Raw genomic sequence first — 20,445 nt, 5'->3', positions numbered from 1 at the left:
GGAAGCGCATGAAGGACATCCTGGACACCCTCGAGGAGCGGCGCAAAGGCGCCAAGCTCGGCGGCGGCGAGAAGCGCATCGAGGCGCAGCACGCACGCGGCAAGCTGACGGCGCGGGAGCGCATCGAGCTGCTGCTCGACAAGGGCTCGTTCGAGGAGTTCGACATGTTCGTCGAGCACCGTTCGACCGAGTTCGGCATGGAGAAGACCAAGGTCCCGGGCGATGGCGTCGTCACCGGCTGGGGCACCGTCAACGGCCGCAAGACTTTTGTGTTCGCCAAGGACTTCACCGTGTTCGGCGGCTCTTTGTCCGAGACCCACGCGCTGAAGATCACCAAGCTGCAGGACATGGCGATGAAGGCGAGGGCGCCGATCATCGGCCTCTATGACGCCGGCGGCGCCCGCATCCAGGAGGGCGTCGCGGCGCTCGCGGGCTATTCCTACGTGTTCCGCCGCAACGTGCTGGCGTCCGGCGTGATCCCGCAGATCTCGGTGATCATGGGCCCGTGCGCCGGGGGCGACGTGTATTCGCCGGCGATGACCGACTTCATCTTCATGGTGAAGAACACCAGCTACATGTTCGTGACCGGCCCGGATGTCGTGAAGACCGTCACCAACGAGGTCGTGACCGCGGAGGAGCTCGGCGGCGCCTCGGTGCATGCGACGCGCTCCTCGATCGCCGACGGCGCCTTCGACAACGACGTCGAGACCCTGCTGCAAATGCGGCGCCTCATCGACTTCCTGCCGTCGAACAACTCCGACGGCGTGCCGGAATGGCCGAGCTTCGACGACATCGAGCGCGTCGACATGTCGCTCGACACGCTGATCCCGGACAATCCGAACAAGCCCTACGACATGAAGGAGCTGATCCTGAAGGTCGTCGACGAGGGCGACTTCTTCGAGATCGCGGAAGGCTTCGCCAAGAACATCGTCACCGGCTTCGGTCGCATTGCCGGTCGCACCGTGGGCTTCGTCGCCAACCAGCCGATGGTGCTGGCCGGCGTGCTCGACAGCGACGCCTCGCGCAAGGCCGCGCGCTTCGTCCGCTTCTGCGACGCCTTCAACATCCCGATCGTCACCTTCGTCGACGTGCCGGGCTTCCTGCCGGGCACCGCGCAGGAATATGGCGGCCTGATCAAGCATGGCGCCAAGCTGTTGTTCGCGTACTCGCAATGCACGGTGCCGCTCGTCACCGTGATCACCCGCAAGGCCTATGGCGGCGCCTTCGACGTCATGGCCTCGAAGGAGATCGGCGCCGACATGAACTACGCCTGGCCGACGGCGCAGATTGCGGTGATGGGCGCCAAGGGCGCCGTCGAGATCATCTTCCGCGCCGACATGGCGGATCCGGAGAAGATCGCCGCGCGCACCAAGGAATACGAGGACCGCTTCCTGTCGCCGTTCATCGCTGCCGAGCGCGGATACATCGACGACGTCATCATGCCGCACTCCACCCGCCGCCGCATCGCCCGTGCGCTCGCCATGCTGCGTGACAAGAAGATGGAGATGCCGGCCAAGAAGCACGACAATCTGCCGTTGTGAGCGGCGGTTGAAGAGCAGGGAGGGCGGCGCACCGGCGGGTCGCCGTCGTATTTGACGAAGTCTGGCGGCCGCCGCGCGCTGCCGCCGGATCGGCGCGGCAATCTGCGCCGTTTTCGCCCCTGGCGTTAAGCTTACGGCTTAACTAACCTTTAACGAAGGGTTTGCGGGAACTGGGCCGCTGGCCTAGCCTTTGTCGATCGCTGATGGGTCAGAAGAGTAGGGTCGCGTATCATGGCTGTTAGAACATCGGCATATCGGAATTCCAGAGTTCTGGTCGTCTGCGCGGCAGCCGCCGCGCTGGTGTTCTCCTCCGAGGCCGCGTCGGCCCGGTCTGGCGTTGCCGTGGCTGCGCCCGTGGCCGCCGGTCAGGCGGGGGCAAGCCAAGTCGTCCCGCCGGCGCCTGGCGTGCGGCCCTTCGTCCGTCACCACCACCGCGGTTATCGTTCCTATCTGCCGGCTGCCGGCGCGTTCGCCTATGGCGGCTATGGCGAGCCCGTGCCGCAGCAGATCCCCGAGCACACATCGGCCGATGTGCGCTACACCTATACCTACGACGTCCCGTGGGACTGGGTCCACCGCTTTCCGCCGAACGTCGTGCCGTCGGATCGCCCCTATGTGTCGAGCTGCCCGATGCAGACCGTGACGGTGCCGGGACGCCGCGGCGGCGATCACTCCGTCACGATCACCCGCTGCTACTGACGTTTTGAGCCAGCTCAATGCGACCCGTGTGAACCGGCGCTAGATTTCATCAAATACCGACCGGCCTCGCTCGCGCGAGGTCGCGAGGTGACGAGGCCCGGACTCCTAGGCACTCCGGGCCTCGTTGATTCTGATAGTCTCCCGTCATCGCGCGAGTCGGCGCGGGGAGGCTCCAATGATCGAGACGACGGCGAGGTCGCGTTTTTTGATCGTGCGCATCTGCATGGCGCTGATGATATCGGCCGCCGCCGCTCAAGCCGCCGGCGCCGATGAGACCGTGACGATCGGCGGCTCCCGCGTCGCCCTGATCAGGCCGGCCTCGGTGCGCGCCAGCGTGATCCTGCTGCCCGGCGGCGACGGCGCCATCAATGTCGGCGATCGCGGCGACATTCACGGCCTGCTCGGCAACCAGCTGGTGCGCACGCGCAACGCCTATGCCGCCCGCGGGCTCGCCGTCATGGTCGCGGACGCCAGCACCGATTTGAAGGCCGCGGTGGACTACATGGCCGCGATCAAGCGGCCGGTGACGGTGATCGGGACCAGCCGCGGCACGTTGCGCGCCGCGGAAGGCATTGCCCGCGGTGCCCGGCCGGATGCGCTGGTGCTGACTTCGGGCTTCCTCAGCCCGGAGTCCGGCAGCTCCTCGAACGTGATGTCGATCCTTGGCTCGCCCTCCGCCTTGCCGCGGACGCTGGTCATTCATCACACCAGTGACGGCTGCAAGTTCACGCTGCCGGCGGGCGTCGATCCATTCATCAGATGGTCGAGCGGCCGCGCGCGGGTGAAGTGGCTGTCGGGCGGCGCGGAGGCGGGGGATCCCTGTCAGGCGCGCGGCCATCACGGCTTCAACGGGCTCGACGGGCAGGTGGTTGGCCTGGCCGCAGGGTTTCGCTGAGCGGCCGATTGCAGGTAGACTCAGCGACAACACCAACATGGTCCGGAGGAAACTCGATGCCGTCAGCCATTTTCGTCGTTCGCGCGACCCTGCCTGATCCCGCCCGGCGCGATGAGTTCGATCGCTGGTATCGCGACGTTCATCTGCCCGACGCGATCAGGAGTTTTGGCGTGCGCAAGGCGTGGCGGGTCTGGAGCCTCGCTGACCCGGCGGTGCATCAGGCGATGTATCAGTTCGATGCCATCGATGCGATGGAGCGCGCCGTCGGCGGCGACGAGATGAAGCGCCTGATCGCCGACTTCAATCGCGACTGGCCCGACGTGACGCGGACGCGCGAAAGCTTCGTACTGGCGGACGGATTTCCAGTTGATTCTTGACTTTGGGTGCATTCTCATCGAGCTGCGGTAGCCATCAATTCGCGAGTGGCCACCAAATGCTCGCAATCGGAGATGAATTTCCTTCAGCATCCGCGCAATGGCCGAGCAGGTGTTCAACAACCTAGCAATTGTCTCGCTCGTACGGCGTGCTGGATGCTCTCGGCGCTTTCGGAAATGATGATCTCACGCGGTCGAGGCCCGCCAGCAAAATCGTCAACCGGTCTATATCTCCTTCAGGATTGCTTCAATTTCGGGTATCAAGTTCCGCCCGGGACAGTCGGTAGGGGCATGAAGTTTGTGGATGGTGACGCTGGACGTTGGAAGATTCCAACGAATTAAGAGCCACTTTAATAGGCCTCGCAATGCTTCTCTTTGCCCTGGGCGTACCACTTCATGTTCGAAGTCACCCTCGACAGCAATCTGAATGTAACCTCTAGGATCGTAGCCCGTATTAGTGTCACCGGCGAACCTTACATCCCGTCCCTCAGCGATGGAGCCCCTTGCGTCGATGTAGAAATGATAAGGTACATCGGGCCAGGATGGTTTTGACTTTGATGGTGAGACTCGACCTGGCGATTGCGAGAATGCCTGCAAGCCGCGCATCTTCGCCTCGATGCTTGTCGAGTTGTTACTGCGAACGCCCGTATGATGTATAATTATGCCAATGACAGTCTGGGCTGTCATTCCACCATTTGCCGGTTTCGCTCCCCATTGTTCGCGCGACACGATCTCCGGCTGCACGCCCTGAACATCGGGGTTTCGGTCAGCAAAGGACCGCTCGGTACCGGTCGCGCTGCAATTCGAAAGCGTTGCAGCGAGGGCGAGTAACAAAACGAGCTGCTTCCCCATGGCCATTCCTTCGGGTCTGAAGTCGAATAGAGCGTATCCGGGTGCTATTAGGAATGCCTGGACAATGGTCAGGGCGGCCCAAGCTGGACGATCGGCACCAAAGTTAGGCGCGCTTCAGCAGCTATTCTTAAAGTATGCTGTTGGATAGCCGCGCTGCTTGTATCCTTGTGCGGCGCTCTGGGCTGTGTCCCTGTTCAGCGGGCCGACTCCGACACAGTACCAGCCGGCGCGGAAGTTAGGATAGTAATTACGAGCATTTGTGTCGATGAGTTGTGCTTGAAGCGCACCGCTGATTCCGCGGGCGACACTCAGATCTTCGGAACAATATGCTATCGCGTAGTAGCCGCACCTGCGGCCCCCTTCTGAGGGCGGGTTCGGCTGCGTAGGGCTGGGTGCTAAAGCTGCGTTGGGCGCCTGAAGAGCAGCGGGTGCCATCGCCGTTGCAGGTCGGGCACTCGAGTTGGCCTTCTCATTTTCAGAGTCGGCCCTTTCAAAGACGGCATTTGCGAAGCAAGGGCTTGAGCCACTCTTCAACTCCCATACCATCTTGGCTTGAGCATTCGTAGTAAGAATGAGGTAGTAACAGGTAAATCCAGCGCCAGCGATCTGATAGTTCGATCCGCTCTCGCCCCTTGAGCTCGTGATGGAGGCCTGACCGAGATTGGGTAAGCTAGCTTCGCGCGTCTGACCAATCTTGTTGAAGACGATGTGCGGTCCAGGCGGACTGATCGAAACCCACACGCCGTCGAACATTTGTAAGGCATCGTCGGCGAGCGCATTTGTCGAGAAAGCCAATGATACGCTCGTCACCCCGGCAACGAGAAAGACGGGAACGCGCATCGCTCACTGCTCCGCGCTAGGGAGGATCTTTCTTGAAATGCGCAGATGGGAAACACACCGATGAGCCACCTTTGAGTTCCCAGGTCATCTCGCTATTGTTTATCTTGCCGACGAAGTATTGACACGAAAAGCCCTCGCCGGAGACTAGGAAGTTCGACCCGTTCTCGCCGTTTGACACCCGGATGGCCGCCTGTCCTAAGACAGGAAGGCTGGCTTCACGAGAGTTGAGGCCCACCTTGTTGAAGATGAAGTGCGGACCGGGCGGATTAACCGAAACCCAAACGCCGTTGAAAATGTCCAGCGCGTCCGCCCGAGCGTTAGCGGTTGCAAAAACAAGAAGGTACCCAAGAGCTATCAAAAAACAGCGCATTGCGCTTCCCCTTCAGGTTAATATACTAAGGTCAAAAAGCCGTATGCGCGGCATTGCCAAGGCTACAACCACTGCATTAGGATTTCCAGTGTTTTGACGAGGCCTGGATCGAGCACGGAAGAAGGGCAGAGGGGGATAGTATGTTGATAGTTAGGGTATGGAAGAGTGATTTCTGTTCGAAGCTTCTGATGGCCGGCCTCTGCGCAGCCTTTTTCCTGCCTCAAGCCCAAGCGCAAACTCAAGGCCTTCTCGATGGTCGGTTGCTCGGCAACTGGCTCAAGAGTGGATCCGGAGACAATATTCGCTTTCTGTCAAATGGTGATTTGAACATTTCGTTTTCCGGGGCGGCAACCGTTTTCAACGGAGTCGGATCGGTCGAGAGGTGTGCCGATGGCGGCGCGAATATTTGCCTAGTCGGGCCGCGCTTTAGGTGTGCCTACCGGTATGCTTTTGCCGGTGAAGGACTAAATCTCTCGTTCCGTACAGGTGGGCCGGACGTGGCCTGTAGAGCCGCGGCAGGCGATTACCGGCGGGTGGAGCCCTAAGCGACTGGGGCTACTTCCGTTCTGAATCGTGTCCATCGAGCAGTCCCGGCGGGGCTTTTGATCCATTGGTCCCGCAAAAACGTCTGCTGACGGTTTGAGTGATTGCTTGCGCTATTTGAGCCTGCATTGTCTCCGTTTGAAGATTGATTTCGTCCGCTCGGTTGACGATCACGCCCGCCTCAAGGAGCAGAGCCGGATAGAAAGCTTCCTTCAGCACGGCTAACCGATCATTCAGATAGATCCCGCGCTGCCGATCAATGAGTTTTCGCCCTTCACCGGGAATCTTCATCGCATGGTGCAACGAAGGCCGCAGTCCTTGCCTGATCAGTTCATCTGCCAAAATCTGGGCAGCCGCTAAGCTTTCGGCAAACTTGGGAGTGAGCTCAGACAGGAAGATCGAAAAGCCGGAAAATTCGTCGCTGTAATGGTTTGCTCGTCCGGCGAAGCTCCATTCATGGATGAATAGCGGCTGAACTGAATCGTGATGAATGGAGATAAATAGAGTTGGAGAATAGCGTTTTGCCTGGGCGACGCGGTTGAGTAGCTGTTCTTGACCTATGCCGTGTACGACCAGCACGCTCACAAGGTACCCCGACCTTGCAAGTTCCAATGAAACCCTGCGAGCGAGGTTGAGGTTGAACTCAAACTCCGGCACGCCGCGCGCGCTAGTCGCTCCGGGTTGCTCAGGCGTGTGGCCGACGTCCAGCATAACCTTCGCGATCGATGTGCAGTGCGGCACAGACGCTGACTGTGATGCTGCGGTCGGTATCAGAGCGATACTGCTAAGGCTGCTCGCGAGAAGGACAGCTCGAAGGCAAGATAATGCTCGCATGGAGGCCCCGGTCCAAAGCACCGCTTCTAATGCACTTGCCGATGGAGACCGATCCGATCAATCATACGGTTGTTCGAGGGAACTGTTAGCAGCCGTCACCACTGCGAAGCCGAGATAAGCAGGCTTTCAACTGGGAAATCCGCCTCGAATAGGCGCTCGCCAAGCAAGTTATATTCGTAGCACAGGCATTTCGATCGTTGGACAACCAACTCTTCTCGGTTGCAGCCAGTCGTGAAGAGCTGGCCGCGTCACCGTTGCTGCGAGCGTAAGCCTGAGCCGATGTATACAAAGCGTCAAGATTTTGATCGAGCTGAGCTAGGCCGCTGTCTGAACAGACAGTTCGTTCCGCCTCATTCAAGCGCGCGGAGCAGGAGAAGCTCGGAGAGACGGGGGGGCGAGGCGGTGGAGGTGGCGGTAACGGTGTCGGTGCCGGTACTGGTACTGGTACCGGTACCGGTACCGGGCTATCGGCTTGCTCGAAAGCAGCTGACTTGAAACAGACGTCCCCACCGCTCTTCAGCTCCCAGACCATTCTTGTCCGCTGGTTGGTGGTGAGTATTAGGTAGAAGCAGGTGAACCCTGGGCCCGAGATTCGGAAATTTGATCCGTCTTCTCCATTGGATGGACCTATCGTGGCTTGGCCTAGTATCGGCAAACTAGCCTCTCTTTGACCCAGGCTGATCGTATTAAACACGACGTGCGGTCCCGGCGGGTTAACTGCCACCCACACGCCGTTGAAAATCTGTGTTGGATCGCCCTGCGCCTGAGCGCCGACGGTTGAGGCTAGGGAGCTCAACAACACCAAGGTAATGGCACGATAAAACACTGCTTGCTCTGAACGTTTTTCAATTCGGGTGCTCAGTCTAATCCGCTCGCCAGCGGCTGATCAAGCCATACTCGACCTGGACCGCGTACGCGTCTCCCGAGGCCGGATCACTATTGCTGCGCCATGTCCGATCGTTACGTGCTGGTCATCCGAACGCGTAGTTCTCCGCCTATTCAAGCGTTCACTCACAAGCGTCGTCCTGAATCGTAGTCGGCAACATTGAACGTCGGGGCTTGCTGCACGTGGCTATGGCATTGGGGTGTATGGTCGCCGCAAGCGTCGCACTCGTTGCAACCCCGTCGGCCGCTGCACCGCCGTCAGCCGCGCCGCTCGACGATGGCGCCGCGGTGGAGCGCGCGATCGGCGGCGCGAGATGTCGCGGCTGATCGCGGACTTCAATCGCGATCGGCCGGGTGTGACGCGTATGCGCGCGAGGTCGTGCTGGCGCAGACGGTCGACGCATGCTCGGTGCCGCCGGAAGAAGCCCTTTCGGATCACGGGGACGACGTGTCGATGGTATCATGTGCGCGCCATTTGGCTGTGATCGACTAAGTTCAGCTCACGTTCAGGTGATGGGTCGAATACTCCCTTCATGCCCTGGCTCGTGCATCATGGAGGCGTGCGATGGAACGACGGAACTTCCTCAAGCTTGCATTGGGGTTCGGCTGCGCGGCGGCGGCCGGCGCCGTGCTCCGCACCACCGATGCGGTCGCTGCGCCGCTCGCGCCATTCCCGCTGAACGAGGCGGCGCCTTCAGCCAGGGATCAGCACGTCGAGCCCGCGGTCGGTTCGCAGGATGAGGCCGACCGACTCGCGCCGGAGCAGGTTCGCTGGGGGCATCACGGACACCATGGTCATGGCCACCATTGGGGCTGGCGCCGGCGGCATTGGGGTTGGCGGCGCCGTCATTGGGGCTGGCGCCACCATCATCGGCACTGGCACCGCCATTGGCATCGCCGCCACCATTGGTGATCGGCGCAGCCGCATTGCGAGAAAGCGCAGTTTCTGGCGTGTGACCGCAACACGGCAGGGGTCGGCGTGGCGCGATCCCTGTCGCTCATTGTTTGCTTTCACCTGCCGAGGAAGTCCAGCAGCAGCCGGTCGTACGTCTGCGGCGCATCGAGGAAGACGAGGTGGCCGGCATTGGCGACCACCTCGGCGCGCGCATCGCCCATCCGGCTGGCCAGGCCCTTTGCCAGCTCGGCGTTCTGTCCCATCTTCGCTTTCAAGGCCTCGGGCGCGTTGGGCCGTCCCGGCGCGTTGTGATCGTCCGCGCCCATGATGAACAGCGTCGGCTGCGTCAGCAGCGGGATCTCGTGCACCACCGGCTCGCGGTAGATCATCTGATAGGAGCTGACGAAGCTCTTCAGCCAGCGCGAATAGTCGGCGCTTTGCTTCAGGTTGAAGCGTGCATCGATGAACGGCGTGACCTGCTCCGGCGGCAGCTTCAGCGCGTAGTTGGTCTCCAACTGCTTGCGATAGCCGTCCGCCGTCAGCCGGTCCTCACTCTCGATGATCTTTTCCGACGGGATCGGCGGCACGTAGACGCGATAGTCCTCGAGCCCGATCGGCGCGGTCAGCACGAGATGCGCGACGCGGTCGGGATAGGCGCGGGCGATGCGCACGGCCAGCATGCCGCCCATCGAATGCGCGACGATATCCGCCTTGGCGATGCCGAGGTGATCGAGCAGCGTCATGGTGTTGCGCGCCAGCGTGTCGAAATGCAGCTCGCCTGCAGGCTTGGATGATTTGCCGAAGCCGACCTGGTCGGGCACCACGACGCGGAAGCCGGCGTCGGTCAGTGTCTTGATCACGGGCGCCCAATAGCTCGAGGGGAAGTTGCGGCCGTGCAGCAGCAGGGCAACGCGGCCGTTCGGCTGCGCCGGCGCCACATCCATATAGGCCATGCGCAGCTGCTCGCCGTCATTGACCAGGGGCAGCAGGCTGACCGGATACGGATAGGGGAAACCTTCGAGATTGATGCCATAGGGCTCGCGCGGTGCCTCCGCCGCCGGGGCGACAGTCGGGGCGAGGGCGAGCAGGGCGGCACAGAAGGCGACAGCGAAACGCGACATGAACACTCCACGACGGACGTGACGAGATGGTCGTCAACCGTCACGCCGTGCCCCGCGTTCGCCTTGGCCGCAAGGCACGAGGGCCGCGCTGCGATAAAGAGCGCGTGATCGTCAGTCTTCGGCCGGACCGAACAGCGCCGCGAAATGCTTTTCGCCGGCGCGGCTGAAATTGACCACGCGACTGCCTGGGGTGGCATCGCGCGCCGCCCATTTCAGCTCGGTGAAGCGCTTCATCAACGCTGCGCCGAGCGTGCCGGCGAGATGATGCCGCCGCGCGCTCCAGTCGAGGCAGGCCTTGCACACGGGCCGGCGCGGATGCGCCAGCATTTCCGGCGAGATCCGCAAATGCTGCGACAGGAAATGTTTGCCGTCCTCGGTCAGCACGATCTCCTGCTTGCGCCGGCGGACCAGCTTCTGCCTCGTCATGCTGTCGAGCATCTGCACGCCGAGATCGCCGGCGAGATGGTCGTAGCAGATGCGTGCTCGCCGCAGCTCCGGCTCCTTCGGCCCGGTGCGCACCCGCATGTGGCCGGCGCGCGCGGCAAGGCCGGCGAGCTTCTCCAGCACGTCGGCGACATCGGGATCGGCGAGCCGGTAGTAGCGGTGGCGGCCCTGCTTCTCCGGCTCGACCAGGCCGCCGCCTTCGAGCTTGGCAAGATGCGAGCTCGCCGTCTGCGGCGTCACGCCCGCTTCCTGGGCGAGCTCGGTCGCGGTCAGCGCACGGCCCGAGAGCAGCGCAGTCAGCATGTTGGCGCGGGCGGGATCGCCGACCAGCGCCGCCACCATCGCAATGTCCGGACCTGATTTCATACTTCGATGCTAGCCGAAGCATTCTCGCCCGGCAAGCGGATAGTGTCGACGATACAGAACTCACCGGAGGTTGTCATGACCATCACCGTCTTCATCCGCTATCGCATCGATCCGTTCAAGCGCGACGTGTTCGAGGCCTATGCCAGGCGCTGGCTGTCGATCATCCCCCGTTGCGGCGGCGACCTGATCGGCTATTTCATGCCTCATGAAGGCACCAACGACATCGCCTACGGCCTGATTTCATTCGACAGTCTCGCAGCTTACGAGCGCTATCGTACAGCCTTGCGCGGCGATGCCGAGGGCCGGGCGAACTTTGCGCTGGCCGAGGAGCACAAGCTCATTCTGGGCGAAGAGCGAACATTCTTGCGCAACGTCGTGGCGGCGCAATGATCGCGGCTCTATGCTGCCGCAACGCGAGGATGCATGGGAGGATGACATGACGTTGATCAACACGGCGGACAAGCGCGCGGCCTTTCGCAAGCTGCACGAGGCCGGCTGCTTCGTGCTGCCGAACCCGTTCGATGCCGGCACGGCCAAAATGCTGCAACATCTCGGCTTCAACGCGGTCGCCTCGACCAGCGCCGGCTTCGCGTGGTCGATCGGCAAGGCCGACACCGGCACGACGCTCGACGAGATGCTCGCGCATCTGGCGGCGCTGTCCGCGGCGGTCGACATTCCCGTCAACGCCGATTTCGAGGGCGGCTTCGCCGATGCCCCCGAGGGCGTGGCCGCCAACGTCACGCGCGCGGTCGCCACCGGCGTCGCCGGTCTGTCGATCGAGGACTCCACGGGTGACAAGGATGATCCGCTCTACGCGCGCGAACTGGCGGTTACGCGCATCCGCGCCGCACGTCAGGCGATCGATGCAAGCGGTGGGGACGTGCTGCTGACCGGCCGCTGCGAGGCGTTTCTCTGGGGCAAGCCCGACCTCAAGCTCGTGACCGACCGCCTCGCGGCCTATGCCGAGGCCGGCGCGGATTGTCTGTACGCTCCGGGGATCAAGACGGTCGAGGAGATCACGGCTGTCGTCAAAGCGGTGGCGCCCAAGCCTGTGAACCTGCTGATCGGCGCGTCGGGTCTGTCATTGAGCCAGGCCGCCGAGCTCGGCGTGCGCCGCATCAGCGTCGGCGGTTCGCTGGCGCGGGTGGCCTGGGCCGGCTTCGTCCGGGCGGCCAAGGAGATGGCCGAGCAGGGCACCTTCACCGAACTGGCCAATGGCTATCCCGGGGGCGAGCTGAACAAGCTCTTCGGTTGAGATCAGGCTGCGCGCCCGTCCTCCCGCAGATTCTGATCTCATCCGCCTGTAGAAAAGCCGCGGACTCTGCCGCGGCTTTTCAGTCTGATTTGCTGAAATCGCTTAGTAGCGATCCGTTCCGATGCCGACGCTGACGCCCGGGGCGCGGAAGCCGATGCCGCCGCGGTCTTCGTAGCCGCGCCGTTCGATGTAGCGCTCACGCGGAGCGTACGCGTAGGAATCGCGATCTTCGCCTTGAATGATGACGCGGCGTTCACTGCGCTCGCGCCAACAGCGGCCTTCCTCGTTACAGACCATCCGGACGTTCTGGATGTCTCGTTGCGGGACCGCCGAGGCTACGGGAGAGATCGGTGCCGCCGAAGCGGCAGTCACGGCCAGCGTGCTTGCCGCGGCTGCGATAGCTATGGAGAGAGCTTTCATTACGTATCTCCTGGGTGAGAGTGTCAATGAGCCAACCGGTTCGCGCTGCTATGGTTCCATGGCGGCCCTCGCACGCGTCGCGTAATTTGTTGGAGGACTCGCCAAAAAACGGCGGCGGGCGATTGCTCACCCGCCGCCCAGGAGTGGGACCGCTGATTGCCGTCCGCGAGATTATTTGACGGCGTTGGGCTTGTCGCTCGGGGCCGCCGGCGGCGGTGTGGTGCGATCTCCCGCGGCGCCGGTCGTCACGCCGGGCGAGGTGTTATCTTTGGTGGTCGAGGCGGATTGCGCGGCCGGCGTGGTGCTCGCCTGATCGTTGCGCATCGACATGTTGTTCAGCCCGTAGAACACGGCGCCGAGCAGGATCGCGATGCCCAGGGCGTACGCTGCGATCCGGCCGGTCGAGGCGGAGCCTTCCCTCAACTCGGGATCGGGCTGCAGCTGGCTGTCCGTCCGCGCCGCGCGCTCGTAGTCGGCGCCGGTCATGTCGGCACCGGGCATGCCGGGCCGCGTCGTCATGTCCGGCCGGTTCATGCCGTCGGGATAGCGTTCGTTCGGGAGCCGTTCGTTGGCCATGATGTCCTCCTTGCGATTGTCACCCGACAACCAGTCGGGCCCCGGCTCTGTTCCGCGAAACCTTACGAAATCCCCAGTCGATCCGTTGCACCGCGCGCTAAGGTGCCTCGCGTGCACTGCGATTCTCCGTCCTTTTGTTGGAGCCTTCGATGTGGAACCTGCCGCCCGGTGACAGCGTGTTGCATCTGTTGACCTGGGTGGCGCTGGCGGCGCAGGCGATGACGGCCGCGCTGGCGGCGGGACGCCGCAGCATGGACTGGATGGGCGTCTGCTTGTTGGGGGCGATCACCGCGCTCGGCGGCGGCACCTTGCGCGACGTGCTGCTCGGCCACTATCCGCTTGCCTGGGTCGAGCAGCCGTCCTTGCTGCTGCTGACCGTGCTGGCGCCGTTCGTGACGATCGCCATGGCGCGCCTGGTTCACAGGCTGACCATGGCGTTCCTCGTTCTCGATGCGGTCGGCCTCGTCGTGTTCACGATGACGGGCTGCGACATCGCCTGGCAGATGAACGTGCCGATCGGCATCGTCATCGTCGCCGGGATGATCACGGGCTGCGCCGGCGGCGTGCTGCGCGACATCCTGTGCAATGACGTGCCATTGCTGTTTCGCGCCGAGCTCTACGCCAGCGTGTCCCTCGTCACGGGCCTGGTCTATGCGACCGGCTTGTCGCTCGGCATCGCCAGCGGATGGTGGACGGCGCTGACCTTCGCGCTCGGACTGTCGTTCCGGCTGCTCGCGATCCGCTACAAATGGAACATGCCGCGCTTCGTATTTGCGGGCGACGATCGGGGCTGAACGAAGGCGATCTTATCGCATCGCACAATTCGTTCGGGCCGGAATCGCGCCGGCCACAACGGTTCAGTCACCATCCGCCGAGCCGCCAAAGCCATGGTGCGCATCATCCCATTTCGCGGCAGTGGCCGTTTTCGACACAAACCGCAAAAGCCGCAGCCGGCTCCCGCCACGAAATTGCGATTTCGGCTGGCTGCCCTGCGCACACGAGATTTGTGATGCGCATTCTTCAAAAGCAGACATAAATGATTGGCAGAACGCGCGCTTCCGCCGGCCGGCGGCAGTCGCGCCCCCCGGTAAAGCACGGCAAGAGGGCGGAATGGGACTCAACGAGAGCGAGATCAATCTCGACCAGAAATACACCGCAAGCTCCGGCCATATCTTCCTGACCGGCATCCAGGCGCTGGTGCGGCTGCCGATGGCCCAGATCCGGCGCGACCGCGCCGCCGGGCTGAATACCGCCGGCTTCATTTCCGGCTATCGCGGCTCGCCGCTCGGCGGCTACGACCAGCAGCTGTTCTCCGCCCGCAAGCATCTCGAGCAGTACAACATCAAGTTCCAGCCCGGCGTGAACGAGGACCTCGCAGCGACCGCGATCTGGGGCTCGCAGCAACTCGCACTGTCGCCCGGCGGCAGGTATGACGGCGTCGTCGGCATCTGGTACGGCAAGGGCCCCGGCGTCGACCGCTGCGGCGACGTGTTTCGCCACGGCAATGCGGCCGGCTCCGCCAAGAACGGCGGCGTGCTCTGTCTCGCCGGCGACGACCACGGCGCCAAATCCTCGACCGTGCCGCATCAGTCCGACCATGCCTTCATCTCGGCGCTGATGCCCTATCTCTATCCGTCCTCGATCCACGAGATGATCGAGATGGGCCTGCTCGGCATCGCGATGTCGCGCTATTCCGGCTGCTGGGTCGGAATGAAGGTGATCACCGAGACGGTGGAGACGACCGCCGAGATCAACCTCAACGACGAGATGACGCCGTTCGTCATCCCCGCCGATTTCGAGATGCCGCCGGGCGGCCTCAATCTGCGCTGGCCGGATGACCGCTTCGAGCAGGACCGGCGGCTGCAGGACTACAAGGGCTTTGCCGCGATCGCCTTTGCCCGCGCCAACAAGGTCAACCGCATCACGATGGACTCACCGAACGCCCGCTACGGCATCATGGCGTCGGGCAAGAGCTATGAGGACATCCGCCAGGCGCTACGCGAACTCGGGATCACCGAGGAGGTCGCCGCCAGGATCGGGCTTCGCCTCTACAAGATCGGCATGCCCTGGCCACTGGAACCGGAAGGCGTGCGGCAGTTCGCGGTCGGCCTCGAGGAGATCTTCATCATCGAGGAGCGTCGCGAGATCGTCGAGAACCAGGTCAAGCAGGAGCTGTTCAACTGGCGCGACGACGTCCGCCCGCGCATCGTCGGCAAGATGGACGACCACGACAAGCGCTTCCTGCCGTTTGCCACCGAGCTCTCCGTCGCCTCGCTCGCGACATCGCTCACCGAGCGTCTTCTCCGCCTCGACCTCAACCCCGAGATCAAGGCGATGCTGCGCGCCAAGGCCGACTGGTTCAACGGCCGCGACGCCTCGCAGATGCAACTGGTCTCGCCGGTGGCGCGCACGCCGTATTTCTGCTCGGGCTGCCCGCACAACACCTCGACCAAGGTGCCCGAGGGCAGCCGCGCACTGGCCGGCATCGGCTGCCACTTCATGTCGTTGTGGATGAACCGCAACACCGAGACCTTCACCCATATGGGCGGCGAGGGCGTGCCGTGGGTCGGCATCGCGCCGTTCACCGACGAGAAGCACATCTTCGCCAATCTCGGCGACGGCACCTATTTCCATTCCGGCAGCCTCGCGATCCGCCAGTCGATCGCCTCCAAGGCCAACATCACCTACAAGATCCTCTACAACGACGCGGTCGCGATGACCGGCGGCCAGCGCCATGACGGCGATTTGTCGCCGCAGCAGATCACCTTCCAGCTCCATGCCGAGGGCATCCGCGAGATCTACCTGGTCTCGGAGAATCCAGACGCCTATCCGGCCGAAACGATCGCGCCCGGCGTCAAGCTCGCGCACCGCGACGAGCTCGAAAACGTCATGAAGACGCTGCGCGAGACCAAGGGCGCCTCGGCCATCGTGTTCGTGCAGACCTGCGCCGCCGAGAAGCGCCGCCGCCGCAAGCGCGGCACGATGGAGGATCCACAGCGCCGCGTCTTCATCAATCCGGCCGTCTGCGAAGGCTGCGGTGACTGCTCGGTGCAGTCGAACTGCATCTCGGTCGAGCCGCTGGAGACCGAGCTCGGCCGCAAGCGCGTCATCAACCAGTCGTCCTGCAACAAGGACTATTCCTGCGTGAAGGGCTTCTGCCCGTCCTTCGTCACCATCGATGGCGGCAAGCCGCGCAGCCGCGCGCCAGCTGAGCTCGGCGACATCGGCGAGATGCCGGAACCGCTGACCAAGCCGTCACTGGAGCGGCCCTACAACGTCGCCGTCGGCGGCGTCGGCGGCACCGGCGTGCTGACGATCGGCGCGCTGCTCGGCATGGCCGCGCACATCGAGGGCAAGGCCTCGATGATCCTCGACATGTCGGGCCTCGCGCAGAAAGGCGGCGCGGTGCTCAGCCATGTGCGCCTCTCCGAGAATACGGCTGACGTGACCTGCTCGCGCATCGTCACGGGGACCGCCGACCTCGTCATCGCCGCCGACGAGGTGGTGGCGGGTGCCAAGGAGACGATCACGCTGTGCGATGCCGAGCGCACCCATGGCGTCATCAACAGCCATCTGATTCCGACCGCCGATTTCGTGCTCAACCGCGACTTCAATTTCCAGAACCGCAAGGTGACGAGCCTGCTGGAAACGGCGCTGCACAAGGACTCGACCTTCCTCGATTTCACCAAGCCGGCCGAGGCGCTGCTTGGCGACAGCATCGCCACCAACATGATGATGATGGGCTACGCCTACCAGAAGGGCCTGCTGCCGCTGTCGGCCGAGGCGATCGAGAAGGCGATCGCGATCAACGGCGTCGCGGTCAAGATGAACACCGAGGCGTTCCGGCTCGGCCGCCTCGCGGTGGTCAACCCGGAGCGGCTCGCCGACATGATGACCGGCAAGGACGAGGCGGTGCCGCCGAAATCGCTTGAGGCGATGACGCTCGACGAGATCATCGCCCACCGCATGGCGTACCTTACCGGCTATCAGAATGCGCGGCTCGCCAAGCGCTACCGCAAGCTGGTCGATCAGGTGCGCGAAGCCGCCGACAAGGGCGGCTACGGCGAGGCGCTGCCGCGCGCAGTGGCGATCAACTATGCCAAGCTGCTCGCCTACAAGGATGAGTACGAGGTGGCGCGGTTGTTCTCCGACGGCAGCTTCGAGAAGCAGCTCCATGACGCGTTCGAGGGCGACTACAAGATCAGCTTCAACCTCGCACCGCCCATCCTCAATTCCGGCCTCGATCCGCAAGGGAGGCCGAAGAAGCGCAGCTTCGGGCCGGGCATGATGAAGATGTTCCGCCTGCTGGCAAAACTGAAGGGCCTGCGCGGCACACCACTGGACGTCTTCGGCTACGCGGCCGAACGCAAGATGGAGCGCGACCTGATCGCCGGCTATGAGAAAGACGTCGCCACCGTGCTGAACCTGCTGTCGCCTGCCAACGTCGACATCGCCGTCGAATTCCTGTCGCTGCCGGACAAGATCCGCGGCTACGGCCCGGTCAAGGAGAAGGCGGTGCAGGACGCCAAGGCGCGCTACGCCCAGCTCGCCGCCGACCTCGCCAATCCACCGCCCGCGCCAAGGCAGATGGCGGCGGAGTAAGGCTTGGCCTCTCCGTCATTGCGAGGAGCGGAGCGACGAAGCAATCCAGAGTCCGCGTGATGCCTTGGATTGCTTCGCTTCGCTCGCAATGCCGGCGCTCACGGACAGCTCGCAGGATGGAATCGTCTGGACGAACGTAAGAGGCACAACCGATGCACACTGCGCTCGATGCTGATCCGGAGAAGCTTGACGAGCATGAGCGGAAGTTCGTCGCCAATATTCGTGAGCACGGCTGGTTCGCGGTTCGTGTCGGAGCCGACGCTGAAGGGCCTGGCTTCGCCTACACAACCGGCTTCTGGTTGAAGTTTGGCCATCCCGAGTTGATTGTCTTCTCGCTGCGGGGACAAATCGCTCAGGATGTCTTCTGGCATCTGTATCATGAACTCGAAGCGGGACGGCGTATCCCCATCGGCAGTGAGTCCGGCGATGTGTTCAAGAACATCCCCGCCGTGTTGCTACCCGTCGCGCAACAGCACTATCGCAATCATCTCGGCTGGAGCCGCTGGTTCTACGGCGGTAACGGTTTCGAATGTCTGCAATTGGTCTATCCCGATCGCGACGGACACTTTCCATGGTCGTCGGACGCGCCGGTCGACATCCGGGCAGCCCAGCCCGATCTCACGGAAGGCAATTGGTCCGGCCTCTGCGCACGCTAGTCCGGCGGCCATCGTAAAGGCACGCAATCGCCGTGCCCACCATCATGCGATCGGTGCCAGCTTCCGCCTCCGCCGTGTCAATTCGCCATCCGCTCCCGGCTCATGCGCAGCGTCACGACCAGGCCTTCGGCGGACCAGTCGAAGGCGATGGTGCCGCCGAGCTGGGCGTTCATGCTGCGATGGATCAGTTTGCTGCCGAAGCCTTCGGTGGTGTCGGCCGACTTCGGCGGCCCGCCGCGCTCGGTCCACATGATCACCACTTCGTCATCATGCGCGCTGCACGACACGTCCAGCGTGCCGCTCGAAACCGACAGCGAGCCGTATTTCGCCGAGTTGGTCGCGAGCTCGTGGATGACCAGTGCCAATGTCGTGCTCGAGCGTTCTCCGACATTCATCTTGGGCACCGACACACGGATGCGGACGCTGGCGCCTTTCTCGTCATAGGGGGCAAGCAGCACCGAGACGAGATCGCCGAGCAGGGCTGCTTGGTTCGTCCCGCCCGGCCGCGGACGTATCAGATCCTGGGCACGGCCCAGCGCGATCAACCGGCTGGCGAGCTCGTGGGCCATGTCCTCCTTTGTCGCCGCTGTGCGCGACGTCATCTGCGTCAGCGCGGTGGCGATCGTCAGCAGGTTCTTGACCCGATGGCTCATCTCGCCCGCCAGCAGCTCGTTGGCTTCTTCGGCCTGCTTGCGCTGGGTCACGTCGAGGAAGATGCCGAACATCAGCCGCTCGGCGATGTCGGCATCGTCACCTTGGCCGCGGGCGGAGATCCAGCGGATTTCGCCATCCGCGAGAATGCGAAAATCGATCTCATAAGCGCCGACGATCGCCCGTGTCGCCGAAAACGCCGATCTCACCCGTTCGAGATCGGCGGGGTGAATGTTCTGGGAGAGCACCTCGAACGTGATCCTGCTCTTGGTCTTGGGCACCTCCCACAGCTCATAGGCGCGCTCGTCCATCGTGATCGCGTCGGTGTCGACGTTCCACGACCACAGGGCCACGCCGGCAGCTTTGGTGGCAGCGCGCAGATGCTTTTCGTGCCAGATCGGCATGCACGCGTCCTCGGCCGCCATGAGTTCGATCCCCGCTTTCTTCGCCGCTCTGCAGGCTACGGATCCCGCAATCCGGCAGCCGCAGCCATGTTCGCCCTCCGACTACGCCGCCGCTGCGACTTCGTCGATCGAGGACATGACGGCCTCGGTCGCCGTCTGATGCACCATGTGGCCGGCGCCGCGCACGCGGCGAAAGGTGCTCTGGCTGACGTCGTGATGAAGCCGTCTGGACTGCGCGTCGATGTCGATCAGGCGATCCTGATCACCGGCAACGATCACGACCGGCATCTTCAGCTCACCGTACGCTCTCCTGAAGCGGAAAGCATCGGGAATCATCAGCGCGGCCTCCGCGGCGGAGGCGCGGATCTGCGACGGGCGAACCGCCATTTCCTTGGGGAAGCCGGCAAACTTCGCCGGAACCGATCGCGGGCCGAACAGCTTGGCCATCAGCAGCGGCCACATCATCCGGCTGATCAGAGGGGAGATGGTGTAGCGCAGGATATCGCCCAGCAAGGGAATGGCCGGAGCCGATCCGGCCACCACGTCGGACCGGAAGGTCGGGTAGTAATAGCCGGAGGCGAGCACCATGCCCTTGACCATGGTCGGATGTTCGAGGGCGAGCGCGACGGCGACGGATGCGCCCCAGGAATGACCCAGGACGAAGGCCTCCGAGACGCCCAGGCGATCGAGCGCGCTCTTGATTAGCCCGGCCTGCGCCGTCGGCGTCCACACGACGTTGCGCGGCCGGTCGCTGTGGCCGAAGCCCGGCCGGTCGAACGCAATGACACGGTAGTTCTGCGCCGCCAGATCGATCAGGCCGCTGGAGGCGAAGTCCTGGATCATGCTGCCGTTGCCGTGCAGCAGCACCAGCGGCACGCCGGTGCCGCGCTCGACATAGTGCAGCCGGACGCCGTCGACGTCCATGAACTGGCCGGCGGGAGGATTGGCCCGCTCGGCAGACTTGGCGAGGCGGCGATTGATCAGTGCTGTGACGGCCAGAACGGTCGTGGCCGCCGCTGCCGCCAGAAGAAATGGATGAGTCTTCGCCAGCGACCGGCTGCGATGCGCCAGCGGCTGGAGGGATGGTGTCGAGTTGGTCAGGCGGCTGGGCGTCGACGCCGCGAGCGCGCGCGCTGTGGTCCGGGCTGCGGTCATCATCTGCCCTCATGGAAAGGCGTGCACGACATCCGGAGGATCCGAGAAATGATGCAGCGCAGGGGCA

At 63.4% G+C, this 20,445-nt stretch carries 20 protein-coding genes; 10 read left to right on the top strand and 10 right to left on the bottom strand.

What is annotated here, in order from left to right; translation table 11 throughout:
• Positions 1–8: 8 nt before the first annotated feature.
• The 4 genes from QW861_RS03615 (at position 9) to QW861_RS03600 (ending at position 3,512) form a co-directional block, all read left to right on the top strand.
• Positions 9–1,541 (top strand): acyl-CoA carboxylase subunit beta, encoded by a 1,533-nt coding sequence (locus QW861_RS03615; protein ID WP_009027335.1) that lies wholly within the window; start codon positions 9–11, stop codon positions 1,539–1,541.
• Between the two features lie 231 nt (positions 1,542–1,772).
• Positions 1,773–2,240 carry a hypothetical protein gene (locus QW861_RS03610; RefSeq protein WP_315714530.1) on the top strand — a complete coding sequence of 156 codons (468 nt, stop codon included), beginning with the start codon at positions 1,773–1,775 and terminating at the stop codon, positions 2,238–2,240.
• A 175-nt stretch (positions 2,241–2,415) separates the two neighbouring features.
• Complete coding sequence (locus tag QW861_RS03605) at positions 2,416–3,135, top strand: alpha/beta hydrolase (RefSeq protein WP_315749648.1); 720 nt, start codon at positions 2,416–2,418, stop codon at positions 3,133–3,135.
• 56 nt (positions 3,136–3,191) lie between these two features.
• Positions 3,192–3,512: a hypothetical protein gene (locus QW861_RS03600; RefSeq protein WP_315749650.1), complete on the top strand. Its 321-nt coding sequence runs from the start codon at positions 3,192–3,194 to the stop codon at positions 3,510–3,512.
• 222 nt (positions 3,513–3,734) lie between these two features.
• Here QW861_RS03600 and QW861_RS03595 read toward each other — a convergent pair whose 3' ends face one another.
• From QW861_RS03595 to QW861_RS03580, 4 genes are all read right to left on the bottom strand, one after another.
• Positions 3,735–4,361 carry a peptidoglycan recognition family protein gene (locus tag QW861_RS03595; RefSeq protein WP_315749652.1) on the bottom strand — a complete coding sequence of 209 codons (627 nt, stop codon included), beginning with the start codon at positions 4,359–4,361 and terminating at the stop codon, positions 3,735–3,737.
• A 114-nt stretch (positions 4,362–4,475) separates the two neighbouring features.
• Positions 4,476–5,201, bottom strand: a complete 726-nt coding sequence (locus tag QW861_RS03590) for a hypothetical protein (RefSeq protein ID WP_315749654.1) — start codon at positions 5,199–5,201, stop codon at positions 4,476–4,478.
• A 16-nt stretch (positions 5,202–5,217) separates the two neighbouring features.
• Positions 5,218–5,571 (bottom strand): hypothetical protein, encoded by a 354-nt coding sequence (locus QW861_RS03585; RefSeq protein WP_315749656.1) that lies wholly within the window; start codon positions 5,569–5,571, stop codon positions 5,218–5,220.
• Between the two features lie 555 nt (positions 5,572–6,126).
• Positions 6,127–6,825, bottom strand: coding sequence for an N-acetylmuramoyl-L-alanine amidase (locus QW861_RS03580; RefSeq protein WP_315749658.1), 699 nt, complete (start codon positions 6,823–6,825; stop codon positions 6,127–6,129).
• A gap of 1,573 nt (positions 6,826–8,398) precedes the next feature.
• Here QW861_RS03580 and QW861_RS03575 point away from each other — a divergent pair.
• A complete protein-coding gene (locus QW861_RS03575; protein WP_315749660.1) occupies positions 8,399–8,746 on the top strand; it encodes a hypothetical protein in 348 nt (115 codons plus the stop codon).
• A 98-nt stretch (positions 8,747–8,844) separates the two neighbouring features.
• Here QW861_RS03575 and QW861_RS03570 read toward each other — a convergent pair whose 3' ends face one another.
• Positions 8,845–9,849, bottom strand: a complete 1,005-nt coding sequence (locus QW861_RS03570) for an alpha/beta hydrolase (protein WP_315749662.1) — start codon at positions 9,847–9,849, stop codon at positions 8,845–8,847.
• A gap of 111 nt (positions 9,850–9,960) precedes the next feature.
• Positions 9,961–10,659 carry a winged helix-turn-helix domain-containing protein gene (locus tag QW861_RS03565; protein WP_315749664.1) on the bottom strand — a complete coding sequence of 233 codons (699 nt, stop codon included), beginning with the start codon at positions 10,657–10,659 and terminating at the stop codon, positions 9,961–9,963.
• A 75-nt stretch (positions 10,660–10,734) separates the two neighbouring features.
• Here QW861_RS03565 and QW861_RS03560 point away from each other — a divergent pair, with 75 nt between their 5' ends.
• A complete protein-coding gene (locus QW861_RS03560) occupies positions 10,735–11,049 on the top strand; it encodes an NIPSNAP family protein (RefSeq protein ID WP_315749665.1) in 315 nt (104 codons plus the stop codon).
• A gap of 46 nt (positions 11,050–11,095) precedes the next feature.
• Positions 11,096–11,914 carry an isocitrate lyase/phosphoenolpyruvate mutase family protein gene (locus QW861_RS03555; RefSeq protein ID WP_315749666.1) on the top strand — a complete coding sequence of 273 codons (819 nt, stop codon included), beginning with the start codon at positions 11,096–11,098 and terminating at the stop codon, positions 11,912–11,914.
• 102 nt (positions 11,915–12,016) lie between these two features.
• Here the strand turns inward: QW861_RS03555 and QW861_RS03550 are convergent, their stop codons facing one another.
• Positions 12,017–12,334 (bottom strand): hypothetical protein, encoded by a 318-nt coding sequence (locus tag QW861_RS03550; protein WP_315749667.1) that lies wholly within the window; start codon positions 12,332–12,334, stop codon positions 12,017–12,019.
• A 171-nt stretch (positions 12,335–12,505) separates the two neighbouring features.
• Positions 12,506–12,910, bottom strand: a complete 405-nt coding sequence (locus QW861_RS03545; RefSeq protein WP_315749668.1) for a hypothetical protein — start codon at positions 12,908–12,910, stop codon at positions 12,506–12,508.
• A 149-nt stretch (positions 12,911–13,059) separates the two neighbouring features.
• Between QW861_RS03545 and QW861_RS03540 the strand changes: the two genes are divergently transcribed.
• The 3 genes from QW861_RS03540 to QW861_RS03530 all read left to right on the top strand — a co-directional run bounded on the left by QW861_RS03540 (position 13,060) and on the right by QW861_RS03530 (position 18,168).
• Positions 13,060–13,704, top strand: coding sequence for a trimeric intracellular cation channel family protein (locus QW861_RS03540; RefSeq protein WP_315749670.1), 645 nt, complete (start codon positions 13,060–13,062; stop codon positions 13,702–13,704).
• A 316-nt stretch (positions 13,705–14,020) separates the two neighbouring features.
• Complete coding sequence (locus QW861_RS03535) at positions 14,021–17,512, top strand: indolepyruvate ferredoxin oxidoreductase family protein (RefSeq protein ID WP_315749672.1); 3,492 nt, start codon at positions 14,021–14,023, stop codon at positions 17,510–17,512.
• A 152-nt stretch (positions 17,513–17,664) separates the two neighbouring features.
• A complete protein-coding gene (locus QW861_RS03530) occupies positions 17,665–18,168 on the top strand; it encodes a DUF4262 domain-containing protein (protein WP_315749674.1) in 504 nt (167 codons plus the stop codon).
• A gap of 77 nt (positions 18,169–18,245) precedes the next feature.
• Here the strand turns inward: QW861_RS03530 and QW861_RS03525 are convergent, their stop codons facing one another.
• Positions 18,246–19,223 carry a sensor histidine kinase gene (locus QW861_RS03525; protein ID WP_315749676.1) on the bottom strand — a complete coding sequence of 326 codons (978 nt, stop codon included), beginning with the start codon at positions 19,221–19,223 and terminating at the stop codon, positions 18,246–18,248.
• A 102-nt stretch (positions 19,224–19,325) separates the two neighbouring features.
• Positions 19,326–20,378 (bottom strand): alpha/beta hydrolase, encoded by a 1,053-nt coding sequence (locus QW861_RS03520; protein ID WP_315714966.1) that lies wholly within the window; start codon positions 20,376–20,378, stop codon positions 19,326–19,328.
• Positions 20,379–20,445 lie beyond the last annotated feature (67 nt).

Origin of the sequence: Bradyrhizobium sp. SZCCHNRI1029 (assembly GCF_032487555.1) — a bacterium.
In the GTDB taxonomy this organism is placed as follows: domain Bacteria; phylum Pseudomonadota; class Alphaproteobacteria; order Rhizobiales; family Xanthobacteraceae; genus Bradyrhizobium.
This window is presented reverse-complemented; position numbering and strand designations above follow the sequence as displayed.